This window comes from Pseudomonas sp. AC169, from assembly GCF_979258515.1.
Window position 1 is genome coordinate 1 of record NZ_OZ409866.1, and the last position, 25,540, is coordinate 25,540.

23 protein-coding genes and 1 pseudogene are annotated in these 25,540 nt (G+C 60.0%); 15 read left to right on the top strand and 9 right to left on the bottom strand.

Annotated elements, in window-relative coordinates; all coding sequences use genetic code 11:
- Positions 1 to 399: CopD family protein (locus ACZZ0G_RS00005; protein WP_463554846.1), on the top strand; the 399-nt coding region annotated here is incomplete at its 5' end.
- A gap of 115 nt (positions 400 to 514) precedes the next feature.
- Here ACZZ0G_RS00005 and ACZZ0G_RS00010 read toward each other — a convergent pair.
- Positions 515 to 1,657 (bottom strand): HlyD family secretion protein, encoded by a 1,143-nt coding sequence (locus tag ACZZ0G_RS00010; protein WP_463554847.1) that lies wholly within the window; start codon positions 1,655 to 1,657, stop codon positions 515 to 517.
- Positions 1,654 to 3,309: an MFS transporter gene (locus ACZZ0G_RS00015; RefSeq protein ID WP_463554848.1), complete on the bottom strand. Its 1,656-nt coding sequence runs from the start codon at positions 3,307 to 3,309 to the stop codon at positions 1,654 to 1,656. Before ACZZ0G_RS00015 ends, ACZZ0G_RS00010 begins: the two co-directional genes overlap by 4 nt.
- Before the next feature lie 294 nt (positions 3,310 to 3,603).
- Here ACZZ0G_RS00015 and ACZZ0G_RS00020 point away from each other — a divergent pair, with 294 nt between their 5' ends.
- From ACZZ0G_RS00020 to ACZZ0G_RS00045, 6 genes are all read left to right on the top strand, one after another.
- Positions 3,604 to 4,890: an OprD family porin gene (locus tag ACZZ0G_RS00020; RefSeq protein WP_463554849.1), complete on the top strand. Its 1,287-nt coding sequence runs from the start codon at positions 3,604 to 3,606 to the stop codon at positions 4,888 to 4,890.
- A gap of 284 nt (positions 4,891 to 5,174) precedes the next feature.
- Positions 5,175 to 5,999, top strand: coding sequence for an NAD-dependent epimerase/dehydratase family protein (locus ACZZ0G_RS00025; RefSeq protein WP_463554850.1), 825 nt, complete (start codon positions 5,175 to 5,177; stop codon positions 5,997 to 5,999).
- Between the two features lie 30 nt (positions 6,000 to 6,029).
- Positions 6,030 to 6,923 (top strand): SMP-30/gluconolactonase/LRE family protein, encoded by an 894-nt coding sequence (locus ACZZ0G_RS00030; protein ID WP_463554851.1) that lies wholly within the window; start codon positions 6,030 to 6,032, stop codon positions 6,921 to 6,923.
- A gap of 58 nt (positions 6,924 to 6,981) precedes the next feature.
- The gene (locus ACZZ0G_RS00035; RefSeq protein ID WP_397481279.1) at positions 6,982 to 7,953 is read left to right on the top strand and encodes a TRAP transporter substrate-binding protein; all 972 of its coding nucleotides are present in this window, start codon (positions 6,982 to 6,984) and stop codon (positions 7,951 to 7,953) included.
- Between the two features lie 75 nt (positions 7,954 to 8,028).
- Positions 8,029 to 8,556 (top strand): TRAP transporter small permease, encoded by a 528-nt coding sequence (locus ACZZ0G_RS00040; RefSeq protein ID WP_463554852.1) that lies wholly within the window; start codon positions 8,029 to 8,031, stop codon positions 8,554 to 8,556.
- Positions 8,556 to 9,836, top strand: coding sequence for a TRAP transporter large permease (locus tag ACZZ0G_RS00045; RefSeq protein WP_397481281.1), 1,281 nt, complete (start codon positions 8,556 to 8,558; stop codon positions 9,834 to 9,836). The genes ACZZ0G_RS00040 and ACZZ0G_RS00045 overlap by 1 nt, the downstream gene beginning before the upstream one ends.
- A 49-nt stretch (positions 9,837 to 9,885) precedes the next feature.
- Here the strand turns inward: ACZZ0G_RS00045 and ACZZ0G_RS00050 are convergent, their stop codons facing one another.
- The 3 genes from ACZZ0G_RS00050 to ACZZ0G_RS00060 all read right to left on the bottom strand — a co-directional run bounded on the left by ACZZ0G_RS00050 (position 9,886) and on the right by ACZZ0G_RS00060 (position 12,362).
- Positions 9,886 to 10,686 carry a sulfite exporter TauE/SafE family protein gene (locus tag ACZZ0G_RS00050; RefSeq protein WP_463554853.1) on the bottom strand — a complete coding sequence of 267 codons (801 nt, stop codon included), beginning with the start codon at positions 10,684 to 10,686 and terminating at the stop codon, positions 9,886 to 9,888.
- A 9-nt stretch (positions 10,687 to 10,695) separates the two neighbouring features.
- Positions 10,696 to 11,940, bottom strand: a complete 1,245-nt coding sequence (locus ACZZ0G_RS00055) for an NAD(P)/FAD-dependent oxidoreductase (RefSeq protein WP_463554854.1) — start codon at positions 11,938 to 11,940, stop codon at positions 10,696 to 10,698.
- 80 nt (positions 11,941 to 12,020) lie between these two features.
- Positions 12,021 to 12,362 (bottom strand): ArsR/SmtB family transcription factor, encoded by a 342-nt coding sequence (locus tag ACZZ0G_RS00060; RefSeq protein WP_007915092.1) that lies wholly within the window; start codon positions 12,360 to 12,362, stop codon positions 12,021 to 12,023.
- A 91-nt stretch (positions 12,363 to 12,453) separates the two neighbouring features.
- Between ACZZ0G_RS00060 and ACZZ0G_RS00065 the strand changes: the two genes are divergently transcribed.
- Positions 12,454 to 13,317, top strand: coding sequence for an MBL fold metallo-hydrolase (locus ACZZ0G_RS00065; protein ID WP_463554855.1), 864 nt, complete (start codon positions 12,454 to 12,456; stop codon positions 13,315 to 13,317).
- A 277-nt stretch (positions 13,318 to 13,594) separates the two neighbouring features.
- Positions 13,595 to 14,337, top strand: a pseudogene (locus ACZZ0G_RS00070) (tyrosinase family protein).
- On the opposite strand, the gene bkdR reads toward ACZZ0G_RS00070, so the two are convergent.
- On the bottom strand, positions 14,312 to 14,800 hold the full coding sequence (gene bkdR / locus ACZZ0G_RS00075; RefSeq protein ID WP_103305884.1) for a Bkd operon transcriptional regulator BkdR: 489 nt from the start codon (positions 14,798 to 14,800) through the stop codon (positions 14,312 to 14,314). The pseudogene ACZZ0G_RS00070 and the gene bkdR overlap by 26 nt on opposite strands.
- A 185-nt stretch (positions 14,801 to 14,985) precedes the next feature.
- Here bkdR and ACZZ0G_RS00080 point away from each other — a divergent pair, with 185 nt between their 5' ends.
- The 5 genes from ACZZ0G_RS00080 to ACZZ0G_RS00100 all read left to right on the top strand — a co-directional run bounded on the left by ACZZ0G_RS00080 (position 14,986) and on the right by ACZZ0G_RS00100 (position 21,168).
- Positions 14,986 to 16,221, top strand: coding sequence for a thiamine pyrophosphate-dependent enzyme (locus ACZZ0G_RS00080; protein ID WP_463554856.1), 1,236 nt, complete (start codon positions 14,986 to 14,988; stop codon positions 16,219 to 16,221).
- Between the two features lies 1 nt (position 16,222).
- Positions 16,223 to 17,281, top strand: coding sequence for an alpha-ketoacid dehydrogenase subunit beta (locus ACZZ0G_RS00085; protein ID WP_003224000.1), 1,059 nt, complete (start codon positions 16,223 to 16,225; stop codon positions 17,279 to 17,281).
- Positions 17,282 to 18,553, top strand: coding sequence for a dihydrolipoamide acetyltransferase family protein (locus tag ACZZ0G_RS00090; protein WP_463554857.1), 1,272 nt, complete (start codon positions 17,282 to 17,284; stop codon positions 18,551 to 18,553). It abuts the gene before it with no gap.
- Positions 18,554 to 18,560: 7 nt separating this feature from the next.
- Positions 18,561 to 19,934 carry a dihydrolipoyl dehydrogenase gene (gene lpdA / locus ACZZ0G_RS00095; RefSeq protein ID WP_463554858.1) on the top strand — a complete coding sequence of 458 codons (1,374 nt, stop codon included), beginning with the start codon at positions 18,561 to 18,563 and terminating at the stop codon, positions 19,932 to 19,934.
- Positions 19,935 to 20,148: 214 nt separating this feature from the next.
- Positions 20,149 to 21,168, top strand: coding sequence for a branched-chain amino acid aminotransferase (locus tag ACZZ0G_RS00100; protein WP_463554859.1), 1,020 nt, complete (start codon positions 20,149 to 20,151; stop codon positions 21,166 to 21,168).
- Between the two features lie 189 nt (positions 21,169 to 21,357).
- Here ACZZ0G_RS00100 and ACZZ0G_RS00105 read toward each other — a convergent pair whose 3' ends face one another.
- The 3 genes from ACZZ0G_RS00105 to ACZZ0G_RS00115 all read right to left on the bottom strand — a co-directional run bounded on the left by ACZZ0G_RS00105 (position 21,358) and on the right by ACZZ0G_RS00115 (position 24,348).
- On the bottom strand, positions 21,358 to 22,260 hold the full coding sequence (locus ACZZ0G_RS00105; RefSeq protein ID WP_463554860.1) for a TIGR03915 family putative DNA repair protein: 903 nt from the start codon (positions 22,258 to 22,260) through the stop codon (positions 21,358 to 21,360).
- A complete protein-coding gene (locus ACZZ0G_RS00110) occupies positions 22,257 to 23,477 on the bottom strand; it encodes a putative DNA modification/repair radical SAM protein (RefSeq protein ID WP_007915071.1) in 1,221 nt (406 codons plus the stop codon). Before ACZZ0G_RS00110 ends, ACZZ0G_RS00105 begins: the two co-directional genes overlap by 4 nt.
- A 121-nt stretch (positions 23,478 to 23,598) precedes the next feature.
- Positions 23,599 to 24,348 carry an ArsR/SmtB family transcription factor gene (locus ACZZ0G_RS00115; protein ID WP_463554861.1) on the bottom strand — a complete coding sequence of 250 codons (750 nt, stop codon included), beginning with the start codon at positions 24,346 to 24,348 and terminating at the stop codon, positions 23,599 to 23,601.
- Positions 24,349 to 24,426: 78 nt separating this feature from the next.
- Here ACZZ0G_RS00115 and ACZZ0G_RS00120 point away from each other — a divergent pair, with 78 nt between their 5' ends.
- Complete coding sequence (locus tag ACZZ0G_RS00120; protein WP_463554862.1) at positions 24,427 to 25,530, top strand: cytochrome P450; 1,104 nt, start codon at positions 24,427 to 24,429, stop codon at positions 25,528 to 25,530.
- The last annotated feature ends 10 nt before the right edge of the window (positions 25,531 to 25,540 follow it).

Consider the following 25,540-nt stretch of genomic DNA (forward strand, 5'->3'; position numbering starts at 1 on the left):
CTGACCTGCGTGGCGGCGTGGCTGGGCGGGTTGTTGTTGCTGGTGCTGATTCTGCGTCAGCCGAGTGAGCCGATGCGCGAGGTTTTGCGGCGCTTCAGCGGCGTCGGTTATGCGCTGGTCGCAGGGCTGCTGATCACCGGTTTGATCAACGTGCGCGTGCTCACCGGCCAGTGGTGGCCGACGCCGTTGTTCAGCGGGTTTGCGTTGATTCTGCTGATCAAGGCGCTGATCGTGCTGGGGATGCTTGGGCTGGCGCTGTTCAATCGCTTGCGCATGGAAGATTGCGAACAGCGGATGGGCGCAATCAGGCGCAGTGTGATGCTGGAGTGGTTGCTCGGCATTGGTGCGGTGGCGGCCGTCTCGCTGCTCGGCACCCTGCCGCCAATGATCGCTGGATAAACACAGTTCAAATGTGGGAGCGAGCCTGCTCGCGAAAGCGCTGTGTCAGATAAAGAAATGTTACTGATACGACGCTTTCGCGAGCAGGCTCGCTCCCACAGGGTTATGCATTGTGTCAGTGGGGTTGGGTGTCGCCGGCTGCGGTGTCGATGCTGACAACAACTGACATCCCCGGCCGTAACCGCTCCTCTTCCTGCTGATCCGCATCAATGGTGATCCGCACCGGCACCCGCTGAGCAATTTTCACAAAGTTGCCGGTGGCGTTATCCGCCTGCAACAGGGCAAATTCCGACCCCGTCCCCGGCGAAATATGCTGCACATGCCCGGTGAATCGGCGGTGGTTCAGCGCATCGACGGTGAAACGCACTGGCTGCCCGACGCGGACGTTGTCCATCTGGGTTTCCTTCATGTTGGCGATCACCCATTTCTGGTTCGGCACCAACGCCATCAACTGCGCCCCGGAGTTGACGTAGGCGCCGAGGCGCACGCCGATCTGCCCGAGCTGGCCGTCACGCGGGGCGACGATGCGCGTATTCGACAAGTCGATCCGCGCCAGTTGCACCGCCGCTTCGGCACTGGCCACCGCTGCTTCCAGCGAGCCACGATTGACGATCACTGTTTGCAGATCCTGACGGGCGATTTCCAGATTGGCCTTGGCCTGCGCCACCGCTGCAATGCTTTGCGCATTGGCCGCCAGCGCGACGTCCATCTCACGCTTGGACACCGAACCGTCGCGCACCAATTCCTGATTCCGCCGCAGATCGGCCTCGCTTTTGCGCAATTGCGCTTCGCTGTCGGCCTGCACGGCCTGACGCAATTTAATCGTCGCTTCGGCGCTGTTGCGTTGCTGCACGACATTGGCCAATGACGCTTTCTGCACAGCCAGTTGCGCCAGTGCCTGGTCGAGACGTTGCTGATAGATGCGGTCGTCCAGACGCACCAGCAAATCCCCGGCCTTCACGTACTGGAAATCCTGTACCGGCACTTCATAGACATAACCGGCGAGCTGCGGGCCGATGATCGTCACTTGCCCGCGAATCAGGGCATTTTCGGTGGTCTCGACCGCGCTGCTGAACGGCGGCAATTGCCAGGCATACAGCACGATCAATACACCGACGATGGCAATCGCCGCGAAGCCCATTGAAGAGATGATCCGCACTCGCAGCGAGCGTGGCTCGGTGTTCGGCGATGACGGCGGCGCGACACCCTCGGGCGTCGCGGCAATGGCATTGGTGGTCGTGGTGGTCGGCTCGGTCATGAAGAAGTGGTACCGCTCGAAGGTGAGGATGGCGCAGGGACGACGGCTTTGGTGGTGCTCATCAGCCACAGCGCACGAATGGACAGCCAGATCATGGTCAGCACCGCAATCACGGCGATCAGCATGAACACATCGTTGTAGGCCAGCACATTGGCCTCGCGGGTCGCGGCGTTGGACAGGCTGCGAATACCGGCAAGGTTGCGCAGACTCGGATCGGCCAGCAACGAGCCGTACGCCGAACCGCCGCTCTGCACGCGCGCAGCCACCAAAGGGTCAGACAGCGTCAGGTGCTCAACGATGTGACTGGAGTGAAATTTTTCCCGGACGATCTGGAAGGTGCCCAGCAGCGCCGCGCCCAGCAAGCCGCCGAGGTTATTGCAGATCCCGAACAGCACCGAAAAGCTCACCAGATTGCGCGGATTGGTCAGCACGTTACGGGTGCCGAAGACCATGGTCGGGCCGAGGAAAAAAGTGCTGCCGAAGGCCAGCAGGAACTGACTGAAATACAGGTTTTCCGGGCGCGTCAGGTTATTCGAAAAGCTGTCCATCACCGACCCGGTAGCCATCAGACCCAGCGAGATGATCAGCGGCATCAACAAGTGCTTTGGGTCGATGGTCAGCGCACTGGTCAACAGCCCTGCGACACTGCCGATCAGCATCACTACGTAGAGGCTGTGCAACTGCTCATAACCCATGTTCAGGTTCTGCATGAAACCTACCGCACCGGTGGACTGCTCCGAGGTGACCATGCGAATCAGGGTCACCGCCAGCGCTAGGCGGATCATCGTTCCGCTGCCCAGCCAATGGGTCATCAGCAGCGGGTTGCTGCGATTATGTTCGATGGCCAGGCCGGCGATAATCAGCGCGATGGACGATGCCAGAGCGACGCCAATCCAGTCCGCCTCCAGCCACCAATCTATCCGCCCCAGCGATAATACGGCGCACAACAACGCCACACCCGTCGCGAGAATGGCGAAGGTCAGAAAGTCGAGTCTTTCAAAGGTTTTGAAGCGGTCGCCCGGCGGCAACTTGAGCAGCAATACGCAGCCCAGCGAGAGCAGTGCCATGCCGAGTTCGAACAGGTACAAGCCGCGCCATTCGGCGATCTGCAGCAAGTCTTCAGAAAATAATCGCGCCAATGGCAGCGCCAGTTGCGAGGTGCCGAGACCGAGCACCAGCGCCTTCATCCGCCATTTCGCCGGGAACGCCTGGACCATGTAATACAGACCCAGAGAACTCAGCGCCGCGCCGACCATGCCGTGGGCCGCCCGCACCGCCACCGCCGAATTCAGATCGTTGACGAACAAATGGCCGAAGGTCACCAGCGCATACAGCACCAGAAACACCTCGGTGAATGCGCGCAAACCGAACTGCTGACGAAACTTCACCAGCAGCAGGTTCATCGACACGTTGGTCATCACGAATGCCGCCGGCAGCCAGGCCATTTCCGCCGTGGTCGCGCCGAGTGCGCCTTGCAGGTAAGGCAGGTTGGCGACCACCAGCGAGTTGCCCAAACCACCGGTCACCGCCACCAGCACGCCGACCAGCGCATAGGCCAGGCGCTTGGGGGTGGAGTGCAACGGCGTCGAGGGGGAACCGGGCAGACTGGGCTTTTCGTGGGGCTGCCAGTTGCGCGGGGCGTATTGATCCATTGAAAGGCCTTGTGCGGAAGGTGGTTAAGTTTGCCGCAAATTCATTGCTAAAACACTTTTCCCCCTGTGGGAGCGAGCTTGCTCGCGAAAGCGGTGTGTCAGTCGACAACATCGGCGGATGAACGTCCGCATTCGCGAGCAAGCTCGCTCCCACAAGGGTTCGGTGTGATGACAGATAGTCATCGTATAACTTGCTGTTGACATTCCCGGTAAACCTAGGAAATATCCGCAACCATGTTGTACGACGACGTATGACAAATAATAAAAACAACAATCGAAACAGGGAGCGTCACAGTGAGCACACGTGTCCGCAATTCCGTCCGCCCAACCCGCCTTTCCAACCGTTGCACCCTGAGCCTGATCGGCTGCAGCAGCCTGGCCCTTGCCCTACCGATGAGCGCCGATGCCGAAGGCTTTCTCGAAGACAGCAAAGCCACGCTGAACCTGCGCAACGCCTACTTCAACCGCAACTTCGTCAACCCGGCCAACCCGCAAGGCAAGGCTGAAGAGTGGACACAGAACTTCATCCTCGATGCCAAATCCGGCTTCACGCAGGGCACCGTCGGTTTCGGCCTCGATGTGCTGGGGATGTATTCGCAGAAGCTCGATGGCGGCAAAGGCACCGGCGGCACGCAGCTGTTGCCGATCCACGATGACGGGCGCCCGGCAGACAATTTCGGTCGCCTGGGCGTGGCGCTGAAAGCCAAGGTTTCGAAGACTGAACTGAAGGTCGGCGAATGGATGCCGGTGCTGCCGATCCTGCGTTCCGATGACGGCCGCTCGCTGCCGCAAACCTTCCGCGGCGGCCAGATCACCTCCACCGAGATCAACGGCCTGACCGTCTACGGCGGCCAGTTCCGTGGGAATAGTCCGCGCAACGACGCGAGCATGGAAGACATGTCGATGAACGGTCGCGGCGCGTTTACTTCGGATCGTTTCAACTTCGGTGGCGGCGAATACACCTTCAACGACAAGCGTACGTTGGTCGGCGTGTGGTACGCCGAACTCAGCGATATCTACCAACAGCAGTATTTCAACCTCAGCCACAGCCAGCCGTTGGGCGACTGGACGCTGGGCGCCAACCTCGGTTTCTTCACCGGCAAGGAAGACGGCAGCGCCCAGGCCGGCGACCTCGACAACAAGACCACGTTCGCCATGCTCTCGGCCAAATACGGCGGTAACACCTTCTACGTCGGCCTGCAAAAACTCAACGGCGACGATCCGTGGATGCGGGTCAACGGTACCAGCGGCGGCACCCTCGCCAACGACAGCTACAACGCCAGTTATGACAACGCCAAGGAACGCTCCTGGCAGTTGCGCCACGACTACAACTTCGTCGCCCTCGGCATTCCGGGGCTGACGATGATGAACCGCTACATCAGCGGCGATAACGTGCACACCGGGACCATCACCGATGGCAAGGAATGGGGGCGCGAGTCGGAACTGGCCTACACGGTGCAGAGCGGCCCGCTGAAAAACCTCAACGTGAAATGGCGTAACGCGACGATTCGCCGGGACTTCAGCACCAACGAGTTTGACGAGAACCGGATTTTTATCAGTTATCCGATTTCGTTGCTGTAAAGCCAGTCGCCACACCGAGTTTACCTGTGGGAGCGAGCCTGCTCGCGAAGGCGGCGTGTCAGTCGACATCACTTCGAAATGACATACCGCTTTCGCGAGCAAGCTCGCTCCCACAAGGTGATTGCATTGCAACCAAGGAATCGAGGTGATCGAAAAGTGAATCAGCCCCTTCCGTCATCTACACCAAAAGTCGCGTTGACAAGTTCCGGAAACCCTACCGATACTTCAGCGCAGTCATACGACAACCTACAACAAACCTAATAACAATGTGTTCAGGGATTGCCATGACGTCTACCTCCACACCCCGTGCTCCATTCAATCGCCTGCTGCTGACCGGCGCTGCCGGCGGCTTGGGCAAAGTCCTGCGCGAACGCCTGCGCCCTTATGCCAATGTCCTGCGCCTGTCGGACATCGCTGCCCTCGCCCCGGCTGTCGATGAGCGCGAAGAAATCGCCGTCTGCGATCTGGCCGACAAACACGCCGTGCACCAATTGGTCGAAGGCGTCGATGCGATCCTGCACTTCGGCGGCGTCTCCGTTGAGCGCCCGTTCGAAGAGATTCTCGGCGCCAACATCTGCGGTGTTTTCCACATCTACGAAGCGGCGCGTCGGCATGGCGTGAAGCGGGTGATCTTCGCCAGTTCCAACCACGTCATCGGCTTCTACAAACAGGACGAGCCACTCGACGCCAGCTCCGCACGTCGCCCCGACGGTTACTACGGCTTGTCCAAGTCCTACGGCGAAGACATGGCCAGTTTCTATTTCGATCGCTACGGCATCGAGACCGTTAGCATCCGCATCGGCTCCTCGTTCCCCGAACCGCAAAACCGCCGAATGATGCACACCTGGCTGAGCTTCGACGACCTCACGCAACTGCTCGAACACTGTCTGTACACACCGAACGTCGGCCACACCATTGTCTACGGCATGTCCGACAACAAGGACGTCTGGTGGGACAACCGCTTCGCCAGCCACCTCGGCTTCGAGGCCAAGGACAGCTCGGAAGTGTTCCGCGAAAAAGTCGAAGCGCAACCGATGCCGGCCGCCGATGACCCGGCGCGGATCTATCAGGGCGGCGCGTTTGTCGCCGCCGGACCATTCGGCGACTGATCACGCTGACAACGACGCAAAGGAATGAGTATGCAAGCCGAATTGATCGTCGATGCCCGCAACGCCGTGGGCGAAAGCCCGGTCTGGGTGGCCGAGGAAAACGCGCTGTACTGGGTGGACATTCCCAACGGCGGCCTGCAACGCTGGAGCGCCGACACCGGCCACGTGCATGCCTGGAAAACCCCGGAAATGCTCGCCTGCATTGCCCGTCACAGCGGTGGCGGCTGGATTGCCGGCATGGAGAGCGGCTTTTTTCATCTGCACCCGCACAGCGACGGCAGTCTCGACAGCGAACGATTGGCCAGCGTTGAGCACCCGCGCAAAGACATGCGCCTCAACGATGGTCGTTGTGATCGTCAGGGCCGTTTCTGGGCCGGCAGCATGGTGTTGAACATGGGTCTGAACGCGCCCGAAGGCCGGCTCTATCGCTACGGCGCCGGACAGTCTGGCGTGATCGAAGCGCAGCTCGACGGCTTCATCGTGCCCAACGGCCTCGGTTTCAGCCCCGACGGCAAGACGATGTACCTGTCCGACTCGCATCCCGACGTGCAACTGATCTGGGCGTTCGATTACGACACGGACACTGGCACACCGTCGAATCGTCGCGTGTTCGTCGACATGAACCATTTCCCCGGTCGGCCCGATGGCGCCGCCGTGGACGCCGAAGGTTGCTACTGGATCTGCGCCAACGACGCCGGCCTGGTTCACCGCTTTGCGCCGGACGGGCGCCTTGATTTCTCGCTCGAAGTGCCAGTGAAGAAACCGACCATGTGCGCCTTCGGTGGCAGCCAGATGGACACCTTGTTCGTCGCCTCGATTCGTCCGGGCGACGACCACGATGCGCAATCCCTGGCCGGCGGCGTATTCGCCTTGAAGCCTGGCGTCAAAGGCCTTCCGGAACCCTTGTTCAACGATTTGCTTTAAACCCTCTGCTGCACCGCTGCGCCTTGAACACAACAATAACAAGACTGGAGACACCCCCATGGACTTCAAACGCACCTTGCTCGCCGCTGCACTTCCACTGATGTTCACCTTTGCCGGTGCCGCTCAGGCGCTGGAACTCAAATTCGCTGACATTCACCCCGCCGGTTACCCGACTGTCGTAGCCGAAGAAAGCATGGGCAAGACCCTGACCAAGGAAACCAACGGCGAGCTGACCTTCAAGTACTTCCCGGGCGGTGTGCTCGGTTCGGAAAAGGAAGTCATCGAGCAGATGCAGGTCGGCGCGGTGCAACTGTCGCGCGTCAGCCTGGGTATCGTCGGCCCAGTGGTGCCGGACGTGAACGTGTTCAACATGCCGTTCATCTTCCGCGACCAGCAACACATGCGTGACGTCATCGACGGCCCGGTAGGCGACGAAATCCTCGGCAAAATCACCAACTCCGAATTCGGCCTGGTGGCCCTGGCCTGGATGGACGGCGGCACGCGCAACATCTACACCAAGAAACCGGTGCGCAAACTTGAAGACCTCAAGGGCATGAAAATCCGTGTCCAGGGTAACCCGATGTTCATCGACATGATGAACGCCATGGGCGGTAACGGCATCGCCATGGACACTGGCGAAATCTTCAGCGCCCTGCAGACCGGCGTGATCGATGGCGCGGAAAACAACCCGCCGACCCTGCTTGAACACAACCACTTCCAGAACGCCAAGTTCTACAGCCTGACCGGTCACCTGATCCTGCCCGAGCCGATCGTGATGTCGAAAATCACTTGGGAAAAACTCACCCCGGATCAACAGGCGCTAGTCAAAACAGCCGCCAAGGCTGCCCAGGCCGAAGAACGCGTGTTGTGGGACAAGAAGTCCGCTGCCAGCGAAGAAAAACTCAAGGCTGCCGGCGTCGAGTTCATCACCGTCGACAAGAAACCCTTCTACGACGCCACCGCCTCGGTTCGTGAGAAATACGGCGCGCCGTATGCCGATCTGATCAAAAAGATCGAAGCCGTTCAGTAACGCCTCCCGCTCCATACTCATGAAAAGGCCCGACGCGCCCGATGTTCGAGGCGCGTCCGGTTACGGTGGAACCCGATGAAGAATTTGCTGCTGCGTATCAACGACAAGATCTACATGACGTGCATCTGGGTCGCCGGCCTTTCCGTCCTGGCGATTTCCCTGATGATCCCTTGGGGCGTGTTTGCCCGCTATGTGCTGGGCACCGGTTCGAGCTGGCCCGAGCCCACGGCGATTCTGCTGATGATGGTGTTCACTTTTATTGGCGCGGCCGCCAGTTATCGCGCTGGCGCGCACATGGCCGTGGCCATGCTCACCGACCGCATGCCGCCGCAACTGAAATCCGCAGCGTCGATTTTTTCCCAACTGCTCATGGGCCTGATCTGCCTCTTCATGACTATCTGGGGCTTCAAGCTTTGCATGTCCACCTGGAACCAGTTCATGGCCGCCCTGCCCGATCTGCGGGTTGGCGTGACCTATTTGCCGATTCCAGTGGGCGGCTTGCTCACGCTGATTTTCGTCGTGGAAAAACTCTTGCTCGGTGACCAGAGCAAACGTCGAGTCGTGCAGTTCGACCTGGTTGAAGAAAGTGAAGGTACCGCTTAATGGACGCTCTGATTCTGCTGGGCAGTTTTATCGTATTGATCCTGGTCGGCATGCCGGTCGCCTACGCGCTGGGTGCTGCTGCCCTGATCGGGGCATGGTGGATCGACATTCCGTTCCAGGCGGTGATGATCCAGGTTGCCTCCGGAGTGAACAAATTCTCGCTGCTGGCCATTCCGTTCTTCGTGCTGGCCGGTGCGATCATGGCCGAGGGCGGCATGTCGCGCCGCTTGGTGGCATGTGCCGGGGTGCTGGTCGGATTCGTGCGCGGAGGCCTGTCACTGGTCAACATCGTCGCGTCGACTTTCTTCGGCGCGATCTCCGGTTCGTCGGTGGCCGACACCGCGTCGGTGGGTTCGGTGCTGATTCCGGAAATGGAGCGCAAAGGCTATCCACGGGAATTCTCCACCGCCGTGACCGTCAGCGGTTCGGTGCAAGCCCTGCTGACCCCGCCAAGCCACAACTCGGTGCTTTACTCGCTGGCCGCCGGCGGCACGGTATCGATTGCCTCGCTGTTCATGGCCGGCATCGTCCCGGGCCTGATGATGAGCGCCTGCCTGATGGTGCTGTGCCTGATCTTCGCGAAAAAGCGCAACTACCCAAAGGGTGAAGTGATCCCGATGCGCCAGGCGTTGAAAATCGTCGGCGAAGCCCTCTGGGGCATGATGGCGATGGTGATCATTCTCGGCGGGATTCTCTCGGGGATTTTCACCGCGACCGAGTCGGCAGCGATCGCCGTGCTCTGGGCGTTCTTCGTCACCATGTTCATCTACCGCGACTACAAGTGGCGTGAGCTGCCGAAACTGATGCACCGCACGGTGAGGACGATTTCGATCGTGATGATCCTGATCGGTTTCGCCGCGAGCTTCGGCTACATCATGACGCTGATGCAGATCCCGGCGAAAATCACCACGCTGTTCCTGACCCTGTCGGACAACCGCTACGTGATCCTGATGTGCATCAACGTCATGCTGCTGTTGCTCGGCACGGTGATGGACATGGCGCCGCTGATCCTGATCCTCACGCCGATCCTGATGCCGGTGATTCTTGGCATCGGCGTTGATCCGGTGCAGTTCGGCATGATCATGCTGGTCAACCTGGGGATCGGACTGATAACGCCGCCGGTGGGCGCGGTGCTGTTTGTCGGGTCAGCGGTGGGCAAAGTGAGTATTGAAAGCACTGTCAAAGCGTTGCTGCCGTTCTACGCGGTGCTGTTTCTGGTGCTGATGCTGGTGACGTACGTTCCGGCAATTTCGCTGTGGTTGCCGCACCTGGTGTTGTAAGCCGATAAAAAGATCGCAGCCCTTGAGGGGCTGCGATTTCTTTTGAACCTCACGCCCGCAACAACATATACCCCGCCACCACTAGACAAACACTTGCAAACCCCACCTGCAACGTCCGCGCCGGCACCCGTGCGCAGAGCTTGCGTCCGATGATCATGCCGACAATGCTGGCCACGATAAACGCCCCACCCTGCGCATCAATCCGCACGCCTGCGTGAAACGATCCGATCACGCCAATCGCCGAAATCAGACTGATCACCATCAATGACGTCGCGACGATGCCGCGCATTTGCACATCGGTCAGTTGCTTGAACGCCGGCACAATCAGGAAGCCGCCCCCGACCCCGAGCAAACCCGACACCACGCCGGTAATTGCGCCTAACGCAGCCAACGTTGCTGTGCATTTGGCCGTCCAGTCAAAGCGTCCGGTTTGTTCATTGAGCATGCAGTTCTTCTGACCCCAACTGGCGTGACCGTGATCGCTCGGCCCCTCCTGCTGACGCTCGCGCCGCAGCATGCGCCAGGCCACCATGACCATCAGCAGACTGAACAGGATCATCAGGATTTTCTCCGGCAACTGATGCGCGAAGTAGATCCCCAACGGCGAAAACACCGCGCCCAAAGCGGCAATCAACAACGCCGCGCGATAGCGCACCAGGCCATGACGCAAGCCGTCGATAGCCCCGACCGCCGCCGCACTGCCCACCGCAAACAACGCCACCGGCGTTGCCTGGGTCATCGTCCAGCCAAGCCCGAGGACCAACGCCGGCACCGCAAGAATGCCACCGCCGGCCCCGGTCAGACCGAGGACCAATCCCATCACCATGCCAAACAGACTTGCCAGCAACATAAGGTTTTCTCAGTCGACCCTGGACAGACGCGTCAGCCACTCGCGGCCCTTGAGCATGCCGTTCCAGTAGAACCACGGCAGCAGCGTCGCCTTGAGAAACCACGCCGAACGCCGCGCCACGGTCGGGTCCAGTGGAAAAGTCGGCAGCAACTTACCGGCATAACCGAACTCGGCGAGGATCACCTTGCCCTTCTCCACCGTCAGCGGACAGGAACCATAACCGTCGTACTTCAGCGGCAGCGGTTGCTGCTTGCGCAGGGCCAGCAGGTTTTCCGCGACCACCACGATTTGTTTGCGCACCGCTGCGGCGGTTTTTGCGTTGCTGGTGCCGCAGATATCACCGAGGGCGAACACCTCGGGATAACGCGGATGCTGCAGGCTGTGCGGGTTGACTTCGCACCAGCCGGCGGCGTCGGCCAACGGGCTTTGGGCAATGAAATCCGGCGACACCTGCGGCGGCACGACGTGGAGCAGATCGAAAGTTTTCGCCACTCGGGTGACGTTGCCATCAGCGTCCTTGATCTCGAACCACGCGGTTTTCGCCGGGCCGTCGACCTGGACCAGGTTAGAGTTGAACGCCAGTTGCGCGTTGTATTTTTCGATGTACTTCATCAGTGGCGGCACAAACGTGGCCACGCCGAACAGCGCGGCGCCGGCCAGATTGAATTCGACATTGATGTTGTTCAGCACAGCGGTTTTACGCCAGTGATCGCAAGACAGGTACAGCGCTTTTTGCGGCGCGCCAGCGCATTTGATCGGCATCGCCGGTTGCGTGAACAGCGCTTTGCCGCCGTGCAGTTTCTGCACCTGATCCCAGGTGTATTGCGCGTGCTGATAGCTGTAGTTGGAGGTCACGCCGTGCTGGCCGAGGCTCTCTTGCAAGCCTTCGATCTTCTCCCAGGCCAGACGCAGGCCGGGGCAGACGATCAGGTTCTGATAGCTGACCGTGCGTTGATCGTTGAGGGTGAGTTGGCGTTTGTCCGGGTCGATTGCGGTGACTGCCGCTTGCAGCCAATTCGCTTGCCTGGGCATGACCTTGTTCATGGGCCTGGCTGTGTTTTTCACGTCATAGGCGCCACCGCCGACCAGCGTCCACGCCGGTTGGTAGTAATGATGGGTACTCGGTTCGATGACCGTGATTTTAAGCCTCGGATCACGCTTGAGCAGGCTGGCGACAAAACCGATACCGGCCGTTCCGCCGCCGATAACCACGATGTCTGCACTGATGGATGGGCCCCAGTGTTGATCGTTCATTGCTTGTTCCTTTTGCTGCACGCAAGGATTGTTCTAGCTGAAACACAAATCCCACATTGAACCAGTGTCATGGCTGGCATTTATTGGTGGCCCAGACTTTTCAGCACGGCGCCGCAATACAGTCCGGACAGGGTCTTCATCACCTGAATGACTTCCGGGCTGGCGAGACCGTAAAAAATGTACTTGCCTTCACGACGGGTCGCGACCAGTCCTTCATCGCGCAGGATGCCCAATTGCTGCGACAGCGTCGGTTGACGCACGCCGGTCATCTTTTCCAGTTCGCCAACGTTGCGTTCGCCCTGGGTCAGTTGACACAGGATCAGCAGACGATCCTCATTGGCCATGGCCTTGAGCAACGCGCAGGCCTTGGAGGCCGAGGCGCGCAGCTGGGCGACTTCACATTCGGTCAGACTGGATTGCATTTGCACGATGCCTTCAAGGTCACTTAAGCTGCGAACATTATGTTTTTAGATAAAGTGTTGCAACCCATTTTCCTTGTTCAGGTTGGTGTCCATGCCCGCGCAGATTGAAGCTTTCCTCGACCCCGCCTCCTCGACCTACAGCTATGTGGTCTATGAAACCGACGGCGGGCAATGTGCGATCGTCGATCCTGTGCTCGATTACGACGGCGCCGCCGGACGCACCTGCACCGCGCAGGCCGACAAAATCATCGCCTTCGTTCACGCGCACAATCTGCAAGTACAGTGGCTGCTGGAAACCCATGCCCACGCCGATCACCTGTCCGCCGCGCCGTATCTGCGCCGGGAACTGGGTGGCAAGATCGCCATTGGCGAATCGATCAGCAAAGTGCAGAACGTGTTCAAGGCGCTGTTCAATCTGGAACCGGAGTTCTGCGTCGACGGCTCGCAGTTCGATCATCTGTTTGCGCCGAACGAGTCATTTCGCATCGGCAACCTCAAAGCCACCGCCCTCCACGTCCCCGGGCATACCCCGGCGGACATGGCCTACTTGATCGACGGCGAACAGATACTGGTGGGCGACACGCTGTTCATGCCCGACGTCGGCACCGCGCGCTGCGACTTTCCCGGCGGCAACGCCCATCAGTTGTTCAACTCGATTCATAAACTGCTGGCCTTTCCGGCCAGCGTGAAACTCTACGTTTGCCACGACTACCCGCCGGAGGGTCGCGCCGCGCAGTGCCAGACCACCGTCGGAGAGCAGCGCAAAGTCAATATTCATGTGCATGACGGCATTGATGAAGCGGCATTCGTCGAGATGCGCACCAAACGTGATGCCGGGCTGGGCATGCCGACGCTGTTGCTGCCGGCGATTCAGGTCAATGTGCGGGCGGGGAACCTGCCACCCGCCGAAGACAACGGCGTGGTGTACCTGAAGATACCGCTCAATTCTCTCTAGGAAGAGTCGCTCGAACCATCATCAGCTTATTTTTCCTACGAACGCTGGCGATAGTGATGAACTGGTGAAAATCCTCTCAGCGATCAGACTCCATTGGGCAAACATTCAATGGAGTTTTCGCAATATGGATATTCGTCGTAATCACCGAGACATGTCAGCGGCACAGAAAAACGCGTTCATCAGGGCCATCCTGATTCTGAAGAATCAAACCCCCAGCATCCTGCGCCCCGGCCAGCAGTATCGCTACGATGACTTTGTACAGATTCACAAGAACTCCATGGGGCTGGGCAATCCGATCTCCCCCAACCCCCATCGCAATCCGCTGTTTTTTCCCTGGCACCGGATCCTGATTCGCCAGTTCGAATGGGAACTGCAGGTCGTGGCCAACGACCCCGGCATTACCCTGCCTTACTGGAACTGGAGCATGAGCGGTGCAGACAATCCCTTCGTGGATGAATTCATGGGCAGAGATGGCGATCCCCACTTGGACCAGCGTGTAACCCTCGGGCCATTTGCTTTCGAAGGTGGCATTTTCAGCGTCAGGGTCTGGGATGGTGACGAAGGGATTCCGGTGCTGAGGCGCAACTTCGGCGCCGCCGGTTCGCCACTGCCTACCGCCGCAGAGATCGACTCGGCCATGAACCGAACACCCTACTGGTCCAAACCCGAAGGTTGGGAAAACCAGATGGAGGAGATGCACAATAAAGTGCATTCATGGGTCGGCGGCAACATGGGCACAGCGCCTCGCCGAACGACCCGATATTCTTTCTGCACCACTGTCACCTCGATTACCTGTGGGAAAAGTGGAAGCTTCAGCACCCGGCCGAACCCGCGATCTCGTTTGCCGATGACGCTCCCCAGGATTTGCTTGATGCCACCCTGATCTTTCATCCAGACATCGAGCCAGCACCTTGGCAAAGAACCTGGAAGGTTGGAGAAGTCCTCGACACGGCGGCACTTGAATATCGGTATGACTTCAGTGATGAAGCCGCCATCAGGCACCCAGAATCAGACCGTTGACCGGCAGCGGCAACGCGGTCTTGTAACGCACCTGCTTGAGCGCAAAGCTTGAGCGAATGTTTGCCACCCCGGGCACTTTGGTCAGGAAGTCCATCATGAAGCGCTCCAGCGACTGGATCGTCGGCACCAGGACCCGGATGAGGTAGTCCGGGTCTCCGGCCATCAGGTAACACTCCATCACCTCCGGGCGATCGGAAATCGCCTCTTCGAAATGCTGCAACGCCTCCTCGACCTGTTTCTCCAGGCTGACATGGATGAACACGTTCACATGCAGCCCCAGCAGGTCGGCGTCCAGCAGCGTCACTTGCTCGCGAATCAGCCCCAACTCCTCCATCGCTTTCACCCGGTTGAAACACGGTGTCGGCGACAGGTTGACCGAGCGTGCGAGGTCGGCGTTGGTGATGCGCGCATTCTCTTGAAGGCTGTTGAGAATGCCGATATCGGTACGGTCCAGTTTGCGCATGAGACAAAACCACCTGTTTTTTATGTTTATGCAGAATTTCTATCTGCAAATGATCGCCAGCGCAACGAAACAGAGATAAATATTCTTCTTGCCCGGGCCTATGATTGTTGTAGGACAAGATTTCTTCTACCGAGGAATGACTGCCAGCTCACTACAAGAAATTCACAAGATCGAGCGTAGAAGCCATGACCCAAGCGTATGAACCGCTGCGCCTGCACGTCCCTGAACCCTCGGGCCGCCCAGGCTGCAAAACCGACTTTTCCTACCTGCATCTGACCGATGCCGGTACGGTGCGCAAACCTCCCGTCGATGTAGAACCTGCCGACACCGCCGACCTGGCGCGTGGGCTGATTCGTGTGCTCGACGATCAGGGCAACGCCCTCGGCCCATGGGCCGAAAACGTGCCGGTCGAGATCCTGCGTAAAGGCATGCGCGCCATGCTCAAGACGCGGATCTACGACAACCGCATGGTGGTCGCCCAGCGTCAGAAAAAAATGTCGTTCTACATGCAGAGCCTCGGCGAAGAAGCCATCGGCAGCGCTCAGGCGCTGGCCTTGAATATCGACGACATGTGTTTCCCGACCTACCGCCAGCAAAGCATTCTGATGGCCCGCGATGTGCCACTGGTCGACCTGATCTGCCAACTGCTGTCCAACGAGCGCGATCCGCTCAAGGGCCGCCAGTTGCCGATCATGTACTCGGTCAAAGAGGCGGGGTTCTTTACCATCTCCGGCAACCTTGCGACCCAGTTCATTCAAGCGGTCGGCTGGGGCATGGCTTCGGCGATCAAGGGCGACACGAAAATCGCCTCGGCGTGGATCGGTGACGGCGCTACCGCCGAATCGGACTTCCACACCGCCCTCACCTTCGCCCACGTTTATCGCGCGCCGGTGATTCTCAACGTGGTCAACAACCAGTGGGCAATCTCGACCTTCCAGGCCATCGCCGGTGGTGAAGCCACCACCTTCGCCGGACGCGGCGTCGGTTGCGGCATCGCCTCGCTGCGCGTTGACGGCAACGACTTCTACGCGGTTTACGCGGCCTCTGCCTGGGCTGCCGAACGCGCCCGCCGCAACCTCGGCCCGACCATGATCGAATGGGTCACCTACCGCGCCGGCCCACACTCGACCTCCGACGATCCGTCGAAATACCGCCCGGCCGATGACTGGAGCCACTTCCCGCTCGGCGACCCGATTGCCCGTCTCAAACAGCACCTGATCAAGGTCGGCCACTGGTCGGATGAAGAACACGCCGCCGTCAGCGCCGAGCTCGAAGCCGAAGTGATTGCCGCGCAGAAACAGGCCGAACAGTACGGCACCCTCGCCGGCGGCCAGATTCCAAGCGCCGCAACCATGTTCGAAGACGTTTACAAAGAGATGCCGGAGCACTTGAAGCGCCAGCGTCAGCAGTTGGGGATCTGACATGAACGATCACAACAACAATATTCAGTTGGAAACCGCCATGACCACGACCACCATGACCATGATCCAGGCCCTGCGCTCGGCCATGGATGTGATGCTTGAGCGTGATGACAATGTCGTGGTGTTCGGTCAGGACGTCGGCTACTTCGGCGGCGTGTTCCGTTGCACCGAAGGCCTGCAGACCAAGTACGGCACCTCGCGCGTATTCGACGCACCGATCTCCGAAAGCGGCATCGTCGGCGTGGCCGTCGGCATGGGCGCTTACGGTCTGCGTCCGGTCGCCGAGATTCAGTTCGCAGACTACGTTTATCCAGCCTCCGACCAGATCATTTCCGAAGCGGCGCGCCTGCGTTATCGCTCGGCCGGCGAGTTCACCGCGCCGATGACCCTGCGCATGCCTTGCGGCGGCGGCATCTACGGCGGTCAAACGCACAGCCAGAGCATCGAGGCGATGTTCACTCAGGTGTGTGGCTTGCGCACCGTCATGCCATCCAACCCGTATGACGCCAAAGGCCTGCTGATCGCCTCCATCGAAAACGATGACCCGGTGATCTTTCTTGAGCCGAAACGCCTGTACAACGGCCCGTTCGACGGCCACCACGACCGCCCGGTAACGCCGTGGTCGAAACACCCGCAAGCCCAGGTTCCGGACGGTTACTACACCGTGCCGCTGGACGTCGCCGCAATCACCCGTCCCGGCAAGGACGTGACCGTGCTGACTTACGGCACCACCGTTTACGTCTCGCAAGTCGCTGCCGAAGAGTCCGGCGTCGATGCCGAAGTCATCGACCTGCGCAGCCTGTGGCCGCTGGACTTGGAAACCATCGTCAAATCGGTGAAGAAAACCGGTCGTTGCGTGGTGGTTCACGAAGCCACCCGCACCTGCGGTTTCGGCGCCGAACTGGTGTCGTTGGTGCAAGAGCATTGCTTCCATCACCTGGAAGCGCCGATCGAACGCGTCACCGGTTGGGACACCCCCTACCCGCACGCGCAGGAATGGGCGTATTTCCCAGGGCCGTCCCGAGTGGGCGCGGCGTTGAAACGGGTCATGGAGGTCTGAATGGGCACGCACGTTATCAAGATGCCGGACATCGGCGAAGGCATCGCAGAAGTAGAACTGTCGCAATGGCACGTCAAGGTTGGCGATCTGGTCGTTGAAGATCAGGTGCTGGCGGACGTGATGACCGACAAGGCGATGGTCGATATTCCGTCGCCGGTCCACGGCAAGGTGATTGCTCTCGGTGGTCAGCCGGGTGAAGTGATGGCGGTTGGCAGTGTGCTGATCAGCATTGAGGTTGAAGGTGCTGGCAACTTGAAAGAGTCCGCCGCACCCGCGCCTGTTAAAGAAGCACCGGTTGCGCCGAAAGTTGAAACCGTTGTTGAGAGCAAACCTGCTCCAGCCGCGCCACGCCCCGCTGCGGTTTGCCAAGGCCCGATGGTTGCGCGCGAAGCAGACGAACGTCCGCTGGCCTCGCCGGCCGTGCGCAAACATGCGCTGGATCTGGGCATTCAATTGCGTCTGGTACGCGGTTCCGGCCCGGCCGGTCGCGTGTTGCACGAAGACCTTGAAGCCTATTTGGCGCAAGGTCAGTCGAACGCCTCGGCGCCGGTTGCCGCTGCTTACGCCCAGCGTAATGACGAAGAACAGATTCAAGTCATCGGCATGCGCCGCAAGATCGCCCAGCGCATGCAGGATGCTACCCAGCGTGCCGCACACTTCAGTTATGTCGAGGAAATCGACGTCACCGCGATTGAAGAACTGCGCGCGCATCTGAACGAAAAACATGGCGCCAACCGTGGCAAGTTGACCTTGTTGCCGTTCCTCGTCCGCGCGCTGGTCGTCGCCCTGCGCGACTTCCCGCAGATGAACGCCCGTTATGACGACGAAGCCCAGGTCATCACCCGCCTCGGCGCGGTGCATGTCGGCGTCGCCACGCAAAGCGATGTCGGCTTGATGGTGCCGGTGGTGCGTCATGCCGAGGCGCGCAGCCTGTGGGACAGCGCCGCCGAGATCTCGCGTTTGGCCAACGCCGCGCGCAATGGCAAGGCTAGCCGCGATGAGCTGTCGGGCTCGACCATCACCCTGACCAGCCTCGGTGCGTTGGGCGGCATCGTCAGCACCCCGGTGTTGAACCTGCCGGAAGTGGCGATCGTCGGCGTCAACAAAATCGTCGAACGGCCGATGGTCGTCAAAGGCCAGGTGGTGATCCGCAAGATGATGAACCTCTCCAGCTCGTTTGATCACCGCGTGGTCGACGGCATGGACGCGGCACTCTTCATCCAGGCCATTCGCGGCCTGATCGAACAACCTGCCACTTTGTTTGTGGAGTAAGGCGCGCATGCAATCTCTGAACACTACGCTGCTGATCATCGGCGGCGGCCCCGGCGGTTATGTGACGGCGATCCGCGCCGGGCAACTGGGCATCCCGACGATTCTGGTCGAAGGCCAATCGCTGGGCGGCACCTGCCTGAACATCGGCTGCATCCCGTCGAAAGCGCTGATTCATGTGGCTGAACAGTTTCACCAGACCGAGCATCACAGCCAGCATTCAGAGCTGGGCATCAGCGTTTCCGCGCCGACCCTCGACATCACTAAAAGCGTCGAATGGAAGGACGGCATTGTTGATCGTCTGACTACCGGAGTGGCTGCGCTGCTGAAGAAGAACAAGGTTCAAGTCATCAATGGCTGGGCCAAGGTCATCGACGGTAAAACCGTGGATGTCGGCGACACGCGCATCCAGTGCGAGCACTTGGTGCTGGCCACCGGTTCGACCAGCGTCAATCTGCCGATCCTGCCGATTGGCGGGCCGATCATCTCCTCCACCGAAGCATTGGCACCGACATCCGTGCCGAAACGTCTGGTGGTGGTGGGCGGTGGTTACATCGGTCTGGAGCTGGGTATCGCTTATCGCAAGCTCGGCGCTGAAGTCAGCGTGGTCGAGGCACAGGATCGCATCCTGCCAGCCTACGACGCTGAACTGACACAACCGGTGCATGACGCGCTGAAACAACTGGGCGTGAAGCTGTATCTGAAGCACAGCGTGCTGGGTTTCGATGGCACTTTGCAGGTGCGTGATCCCGAGGGAGACACCCTGAACCTGGAAACCGATCAGGTGCTGGTCGCCGTCGGTCGCAAACCGAATACCCAGGGCTGGAATCTGGAAGCGCTGAATCTGGACATGAACGGCTCGGCGATCAAGATCGACAGCCGCTGCCAGACCAGCATGCGTAACGTCTACGCCATCGGCGATCTGAGCGGCGAGCCGATGCTCGCTCACCGGGCCATGGCGCAGGGCGAAATGGTTGCCGAGTTGATCAGCGGCAAGACCCGCGAATTCAACCCGACCGCCATTGCTGCCGTGTGCTTCACCGACCCGGAATTGGTGGTGGTCGGCAAGACCCCGGACGAAGCCAAGGCTGCGGGTCTGGACTGCATTGTTTCCAGTTTCCCGTTCGCCGCCAATGGTCGGGCGATGACGCTGGAATCAAAAAGCGGCTTCGTGCGCGTGGTCGCTCGTCGGGATAACCATGTGATTGTCGGTTGGCAGGCCGTGGGCGTGGGTGTTTCAGAGTTGTCGACGGCGTTTGCGCAAAGCCTGGAAATGGGCGCGCGGCTGGAAGACATCGGCGGCACCATTCATGCGCATCCGACCCTGGGTGAAGCCGTGCAGGAAGCGGCGTTGCGTGCTTTGGGGCATGCACTCCACCTGTAGGCCCCATCGCCAGCAGGCTGGCTCCCACATTTGGAATGCATTCCCCTGTGGGAGCTAGCCTGCCAGCGATTTCTTGAGAGCAACGCGATTTATCTGTCTGTCATCCGATAGTCCGGGCTGCGAAACCGCTCAAGAATGAAGTATTGTTGTGCCCATCCAAAAAACGTCAGAAGCCTTGAACCGTTTCGACGGTTGTTCAGTGATAGAGGGTGTCATGGGTAACGAAAGCATCAATTGGGACAAGCTGGGTTTTGATTACATCAAGACCGACAAACGCTATCTGTCGTACTTTCGCGATGGCGAGTGGGACAAAGGCACCCTGACCGAAGATAACGTGCTGCACATCAGCGAAGGCTCGACGGCCCTTCACTATGGCCAGCAGTGCTTCGAAGGCATGAAGGCCTATCGTTGCAAGGACGGCTCGATCAACCTGTTCCGCCCGGACCAGAACGCCCTGCGCATGCAGCGCAGCTGCGCGCGTCTGCTGATGCCGACGGTCGACACCGACCAGTTCATCGAAGCCTGTAAAGCAGTCGTTCGTGCCAACGAACGCTTCATTCCGCCATACGGCACCGGCGGCGCGCTGTATCTGCGTCCGTTCGTGATCGGCGTGGGTGACAACATCGGCGTGCGCACTGCACCCGAGTTCATCTTCTCGATCTTCTGCATCCCGGTCGGTGCCTACTTCAAGGGCGGCCTGACCCCGCACAACTTCCAGATCTCCAGCTACGACCGCGCCGCCCCACAAGGCACCGGCGCGGCCAAGGTCGGTGGCAACTACGCGGCCAGCCTGATGCCGGGCTCGAAAGCGAAGAAAGCCAACTTCGCCGATGCGATTTACCTGGATCCGATGACCCACACCAAGATCGAAGAAGTCGGTTCGGCCAACTTCTTCGGGATCACCCACGACAACAAGTTCATCACCCCGAACTCGCCGTCGGTTCTGCCAGGCATCACCCGCCTGTCGCTGATCGAGCTGGCGAAATCGCGTCTGGGCCTGGAAGTGGTTGAAGGCGACGTGCTGATCGACAAACTGTCGGACTTCAAGGAAGCCGGCGCTTGCGGTACGGCTGCGGTGATCACCCCGATCGGCGGCATCAGCTACAACGACCATCTGCATGTGTTCCACAGTGAGACTGAAGTGGGTCCTGTGACCCAGAAGCTCTATAAAGAGCTGACTGGCGTACAGACCGGCGACATCGAAGCGCCAGCGGGCTGGATCGTCAAGGTTTGATCTGACGGCTGTTGATGTAGAAAAGCCCTCCACCGAGTGATTGGTGGGGGGCTTTTTTATGGGGTTTGGCGCAGTATTTGTGGCGTGTTTGAGATTCTTTCCCCCTCACCCCAGCCCTCTCCCCCAAGGGGGCGAGGGGGAAGGGAGCAGATCGTTGTGCTGTTCAAAACCTGAGCTCGACTTGATCGTTCAGGTCGATGGATCAAGTCTGAACACCTCGGTCGGCTCCCTCTCCCTCCGGGAGAGGGCTGGGGTGAGGGTAGGCTTTTCGCTCTTCAAGGCAATCCGTTTACCAAGTCGATCAGCAATCCCACTCGCCTGCCCATTCTGCTGCTTGCCCATCCGCGCCTGCGTAATCAACCCCGGAATCAACTCCCCCTCTGGCAGATTCTTCCAGAACCGCGCCGGCAAATGCCCCTGCATGACCTTCTCGTTCAACCGCGCCGGGTTAAAGATGTGGCTGTAATAGGTCAACCACAGATCTCCATGAGGATCATCGACATTCTGCGCCAGTTGCTGCCATTCCAGCGGGCATTGGCGCTGATGGATCAGTTGCTCGCCATCGTAATAAACCCCATCCCGCGGCGTGGCGATCAACCAGCGATGCTTGCCCATTCGTCCAATGAAATGTTCACTGGCGCTGTGCAAGATGTCGTGGGCCGGTTCATGCCACGCCACGTATTGTGGACCCGCGCTGGAGGACGGCCGCTCGATGAAACGCACAAACGCATGCAGATGATGGGCTTCTCGATTCACTTGTTTGATCCGTCGCTGCAATTCGCTACCGAGTTTGTCCCCGGCCATCATCGCCGTGCGGTCGCCGTGGCTGACGCGCCACAACACTTCATACAACAGGCTCCAGCGTTGATCGCCGCGATAGCGCGAGGCCTGTTCCAGGGTGTCGAGCAGCGCTCGTGGAATACGTGCCTGAAACGGCCCCTGCCCTTCAGGCACCGGATCATCACTGGCAAACAGATCGCCCACGCCTTCCGACGCCCAACTGACCAGACTCGGATCGACTTCATGGCTCAGCAGCCAGCGCGCCTGCTGGCGCCAGGTGTCGAACAGATCATCGCAATCGAGATTGATCATCCCCACAGCCCCATCTGCTGCGGCATCGGCCGGTCGCGCAATTGCTGATAGAGCAAATGGCTGGTGACCTCGGCCTGCTGCGGGTGATAGTCGCTGGTGATGATGAACGGCTTGGCCTTGGCCAGCACGCAGCGCATGCGTGCGACGTCTTCGTAACGGATGCGCCGCTGACGGCGTAGCTCGACCAGACGTTCGGTGGTACGCAAGCCGATACCGGGAATACGCGCGATCAGGGACGCTTCGGCACGGTTCAGATCCAGCGGGAACACTTCACGATTCTGCAACGCCCACGCCAGTTTCGGGTCGATGTCCAACGCTAGATTGCCCGGCCCTTTGAGCAATTCATCGGCACTGTAACCGTAGCTGCGCAAAAGAAAATCGGCCTGATACAAACGGTGTTCGCGCATCAGCGGCGGTGCGGCCAGCGGCACGCTTTTCGGGCTGTCGGGGATCGGACTGAAGGCTGAGTAATAAACCCGGCGCAGTCGGAAATTGCCGTACAAGGCCTGGGCGCTGTGGAGGATGGTGCTGTCATCGGTGTCGTCGGCGCCGACAATCAATTGCGTGCTCTGCCCGGCCGGGGCGAACTTCGCCGAACGCGGCTCGTTCAACACAGTCTGCACGCCGGTGTAGATGGTGTTCATCGCCTGTTTGATCGACTTGATGTCCTTCTCCGGCGCCAGCACTTGCAGGCTGGCATCGGTCGGCAGTTCGATGTTGACGCTCAGGCGATCGGCGTAGCGCCCCGCCTCTTCAATCAATGCCGGATCGGCTTCGGGAATGGTCTTGAGATGGATGTACCCGCGAAATTCATGCTCTTCGCGCAGCAGCTTCGCCACCCGCACCAGTTGCTCCATGGTGTAGTCCGCCGAGCGAATGATCCCGGAGCTGAGAAACAGCCCGCTGACGCAGTTGCGCCGGTAGAAATCCATGGTCAGCGCCACGACTTCTTCAGGGGTGAAACGGGCACGCGGGACATCACTGGAGCGGCGGTTGACGCAGTACTGGCAATCGTAAAGACAGAAGTTGGTCAGCAGAATCTTCAGCAATGACACGCAGCGCCCGTCCGGCGTGTAGCTGTGGCAAATGCCCATGCCATCGGTCGAGCCCAGCCCGCTCTTGCCCTCGGAGCTGCGCTTGGGCGCGCCGCTGCTCGCGCAGGAGGCGTCGTACTTGGCGGCGTCGGCGAGGATGCTCAGCTTGTCGATGATTTGCATGGCGCGGGCCCTATACTGTTTGCATATACAGTATAGGGTCAGGCGAGCAGGCACAAGATCAGAGATGACCCCTCGTCGGCAGGAGGTCAGAATGAAAAAGATCGCCGCCAGCGGCGAGTTCCTAGATTGATTGGGTAGGCGCTGACGCAGGCTGCGATCTTTTGATCTGCGCTTCTACCGGCAACTCAACGCCAAACCGCACACCGAGTTCCTTGCGCCCCACCGCCGTCAACGCCAGCGCCCGACTGTCCAGATCCTGTGTCACCCACTTGCGCTTCAATGCCGTTTGCAACAACGCCGCCCCCAGCGAACCCCCGAGATGCGGCCGGCGCATGCTCCAGTCCAGACACGGGCAGGCAAACTTGCGGCGCAGCGTCGTCAAATCCTCCACTTCGATGCCCAGACCGAAAAACAACGCCTCGCCCGTCTCACTCAAGCGATACGCCTGCTCGTCGGTTTGCACCAGCCAACCGCCTGCGATCAAACGGTCATGCAGCAACACCGCCAGCGTCCCGGCCATATGGTCGTAGCAAGTGCGCGCGAATTGCAGGCGATCCGGGGTGTGCGCCTTGAACGTCGGCGCGGCGTTCTGGCCAATCACCATCAACGCTTCCAGCGCCTGCGCCACGCGCTGATCAGCGAGGCTGTAATAGCGATGGCGGCCCTGCACATGCAGGCGCACCAAGGCCAGGTCCTTGAGTTTCGCCAAGTGCACACTGGCGGTCGAGGCGCTGACTTCGGCGATCGTCGCAAGCTCGGTGCTGGTACGGGCGTGGCCGTCCATCAGCGAGCAGAGGATTTTCGTTCGCGCCGGCTCGGCAATGGCGGCGGCCACCTGCGATACGCCGATATCTTGATGTTCTGCATGCATAGTTCGCTCCCGGACGAATCGTCGTCGTTGCGCACCGAAGATACTCGCATCACTTTCCCATCGACAAGGCCATGAACCATGGACCCGATCATCGCTGCGACGCATGCTGACCCTTACCCTTATTACGCCGAGTTGCGCGCCGAGGGCGGACTGACATTTCACCCAGGCCTGAATCTATGGGTCGCCAGCAGCGCCCGGGCGGTATGTGCGGTGCTGGCCCACGCCGATTGCCGCGTGCGTCCGGCGCAGGAGCCGGTGCCCAAAGCGATTGCCGGAAGCATGGCCGGCAAAGTCTTCGGCCAACTGATGCGCATGAATGACGGCGAACGCCAGCGCTGCCCGCGTTCGGCGATCGAGCCTGAGTTGGCCGCGCTCGACCATGAGGCCGTCGACAGACTGGTCGCCGCGCGGCTGATCACAGCGGACGCCGACGGTGTGTACAAGGCAATGTTTCGAGGCCCGGCGTGCGCGGTCGCGGCGCTTTTGGGATTCATGCCGGCGCAGGCGCGGGTGGTCAGTGAACTGACGGCGGACTTCGTCGCCTGTCTGTCGCCGTTGAGCAATGACCTGCAATTGGCCGCAGCGGACGCGGCGGCCGAACACCTGCGCGGCTACTTCATCGAACTGCTCGCCGAACCCGCCAGCGATTTGCTCAGCGCGATCCAGCAGCGCTTTGTCGGCGATGAGGAAACCCTGATCGCCAACCTGATCGGCCTCTGTTCGCAGACGTTCGAAGCCTGCGCCGGGCTGATCGGCAATACGTTGTTGGCTCTACGTCGGCAGCCGGCACTGCACAGCGAATCCATCGAAGCCCTACTCAACGAAGTCCAGCGCTTCGACCCACCTGTGCAGAACACCCGGCGCTTTGTCGCCGCACCTTGCGAGATTGCCGGTGTGCGTGTCGAAGCAGGCGATGTGATTCTGGTGCTGCTGGCTTCGGCCAATCGGGATCCGGCGCTCAACGAACAGCCGGAGCAGTTTCTGCCACAGCGCGCCGACCGCCGCAGTTTCAGTTTTGGCAGTGGTCGACATCAGTGCCCGGGGCAAGCGTTGGCGATGAGTATTGCCGGAGCTACGGTGCGGGAAATACTCGCAAAGGGCACCGATCTGAATCGCCTGAACTGGCACTACAGACCTTCGCTCAATGGGCGCATTCCAATATTTAGCGATGTCGGCGCCTGAAACTCCGCAT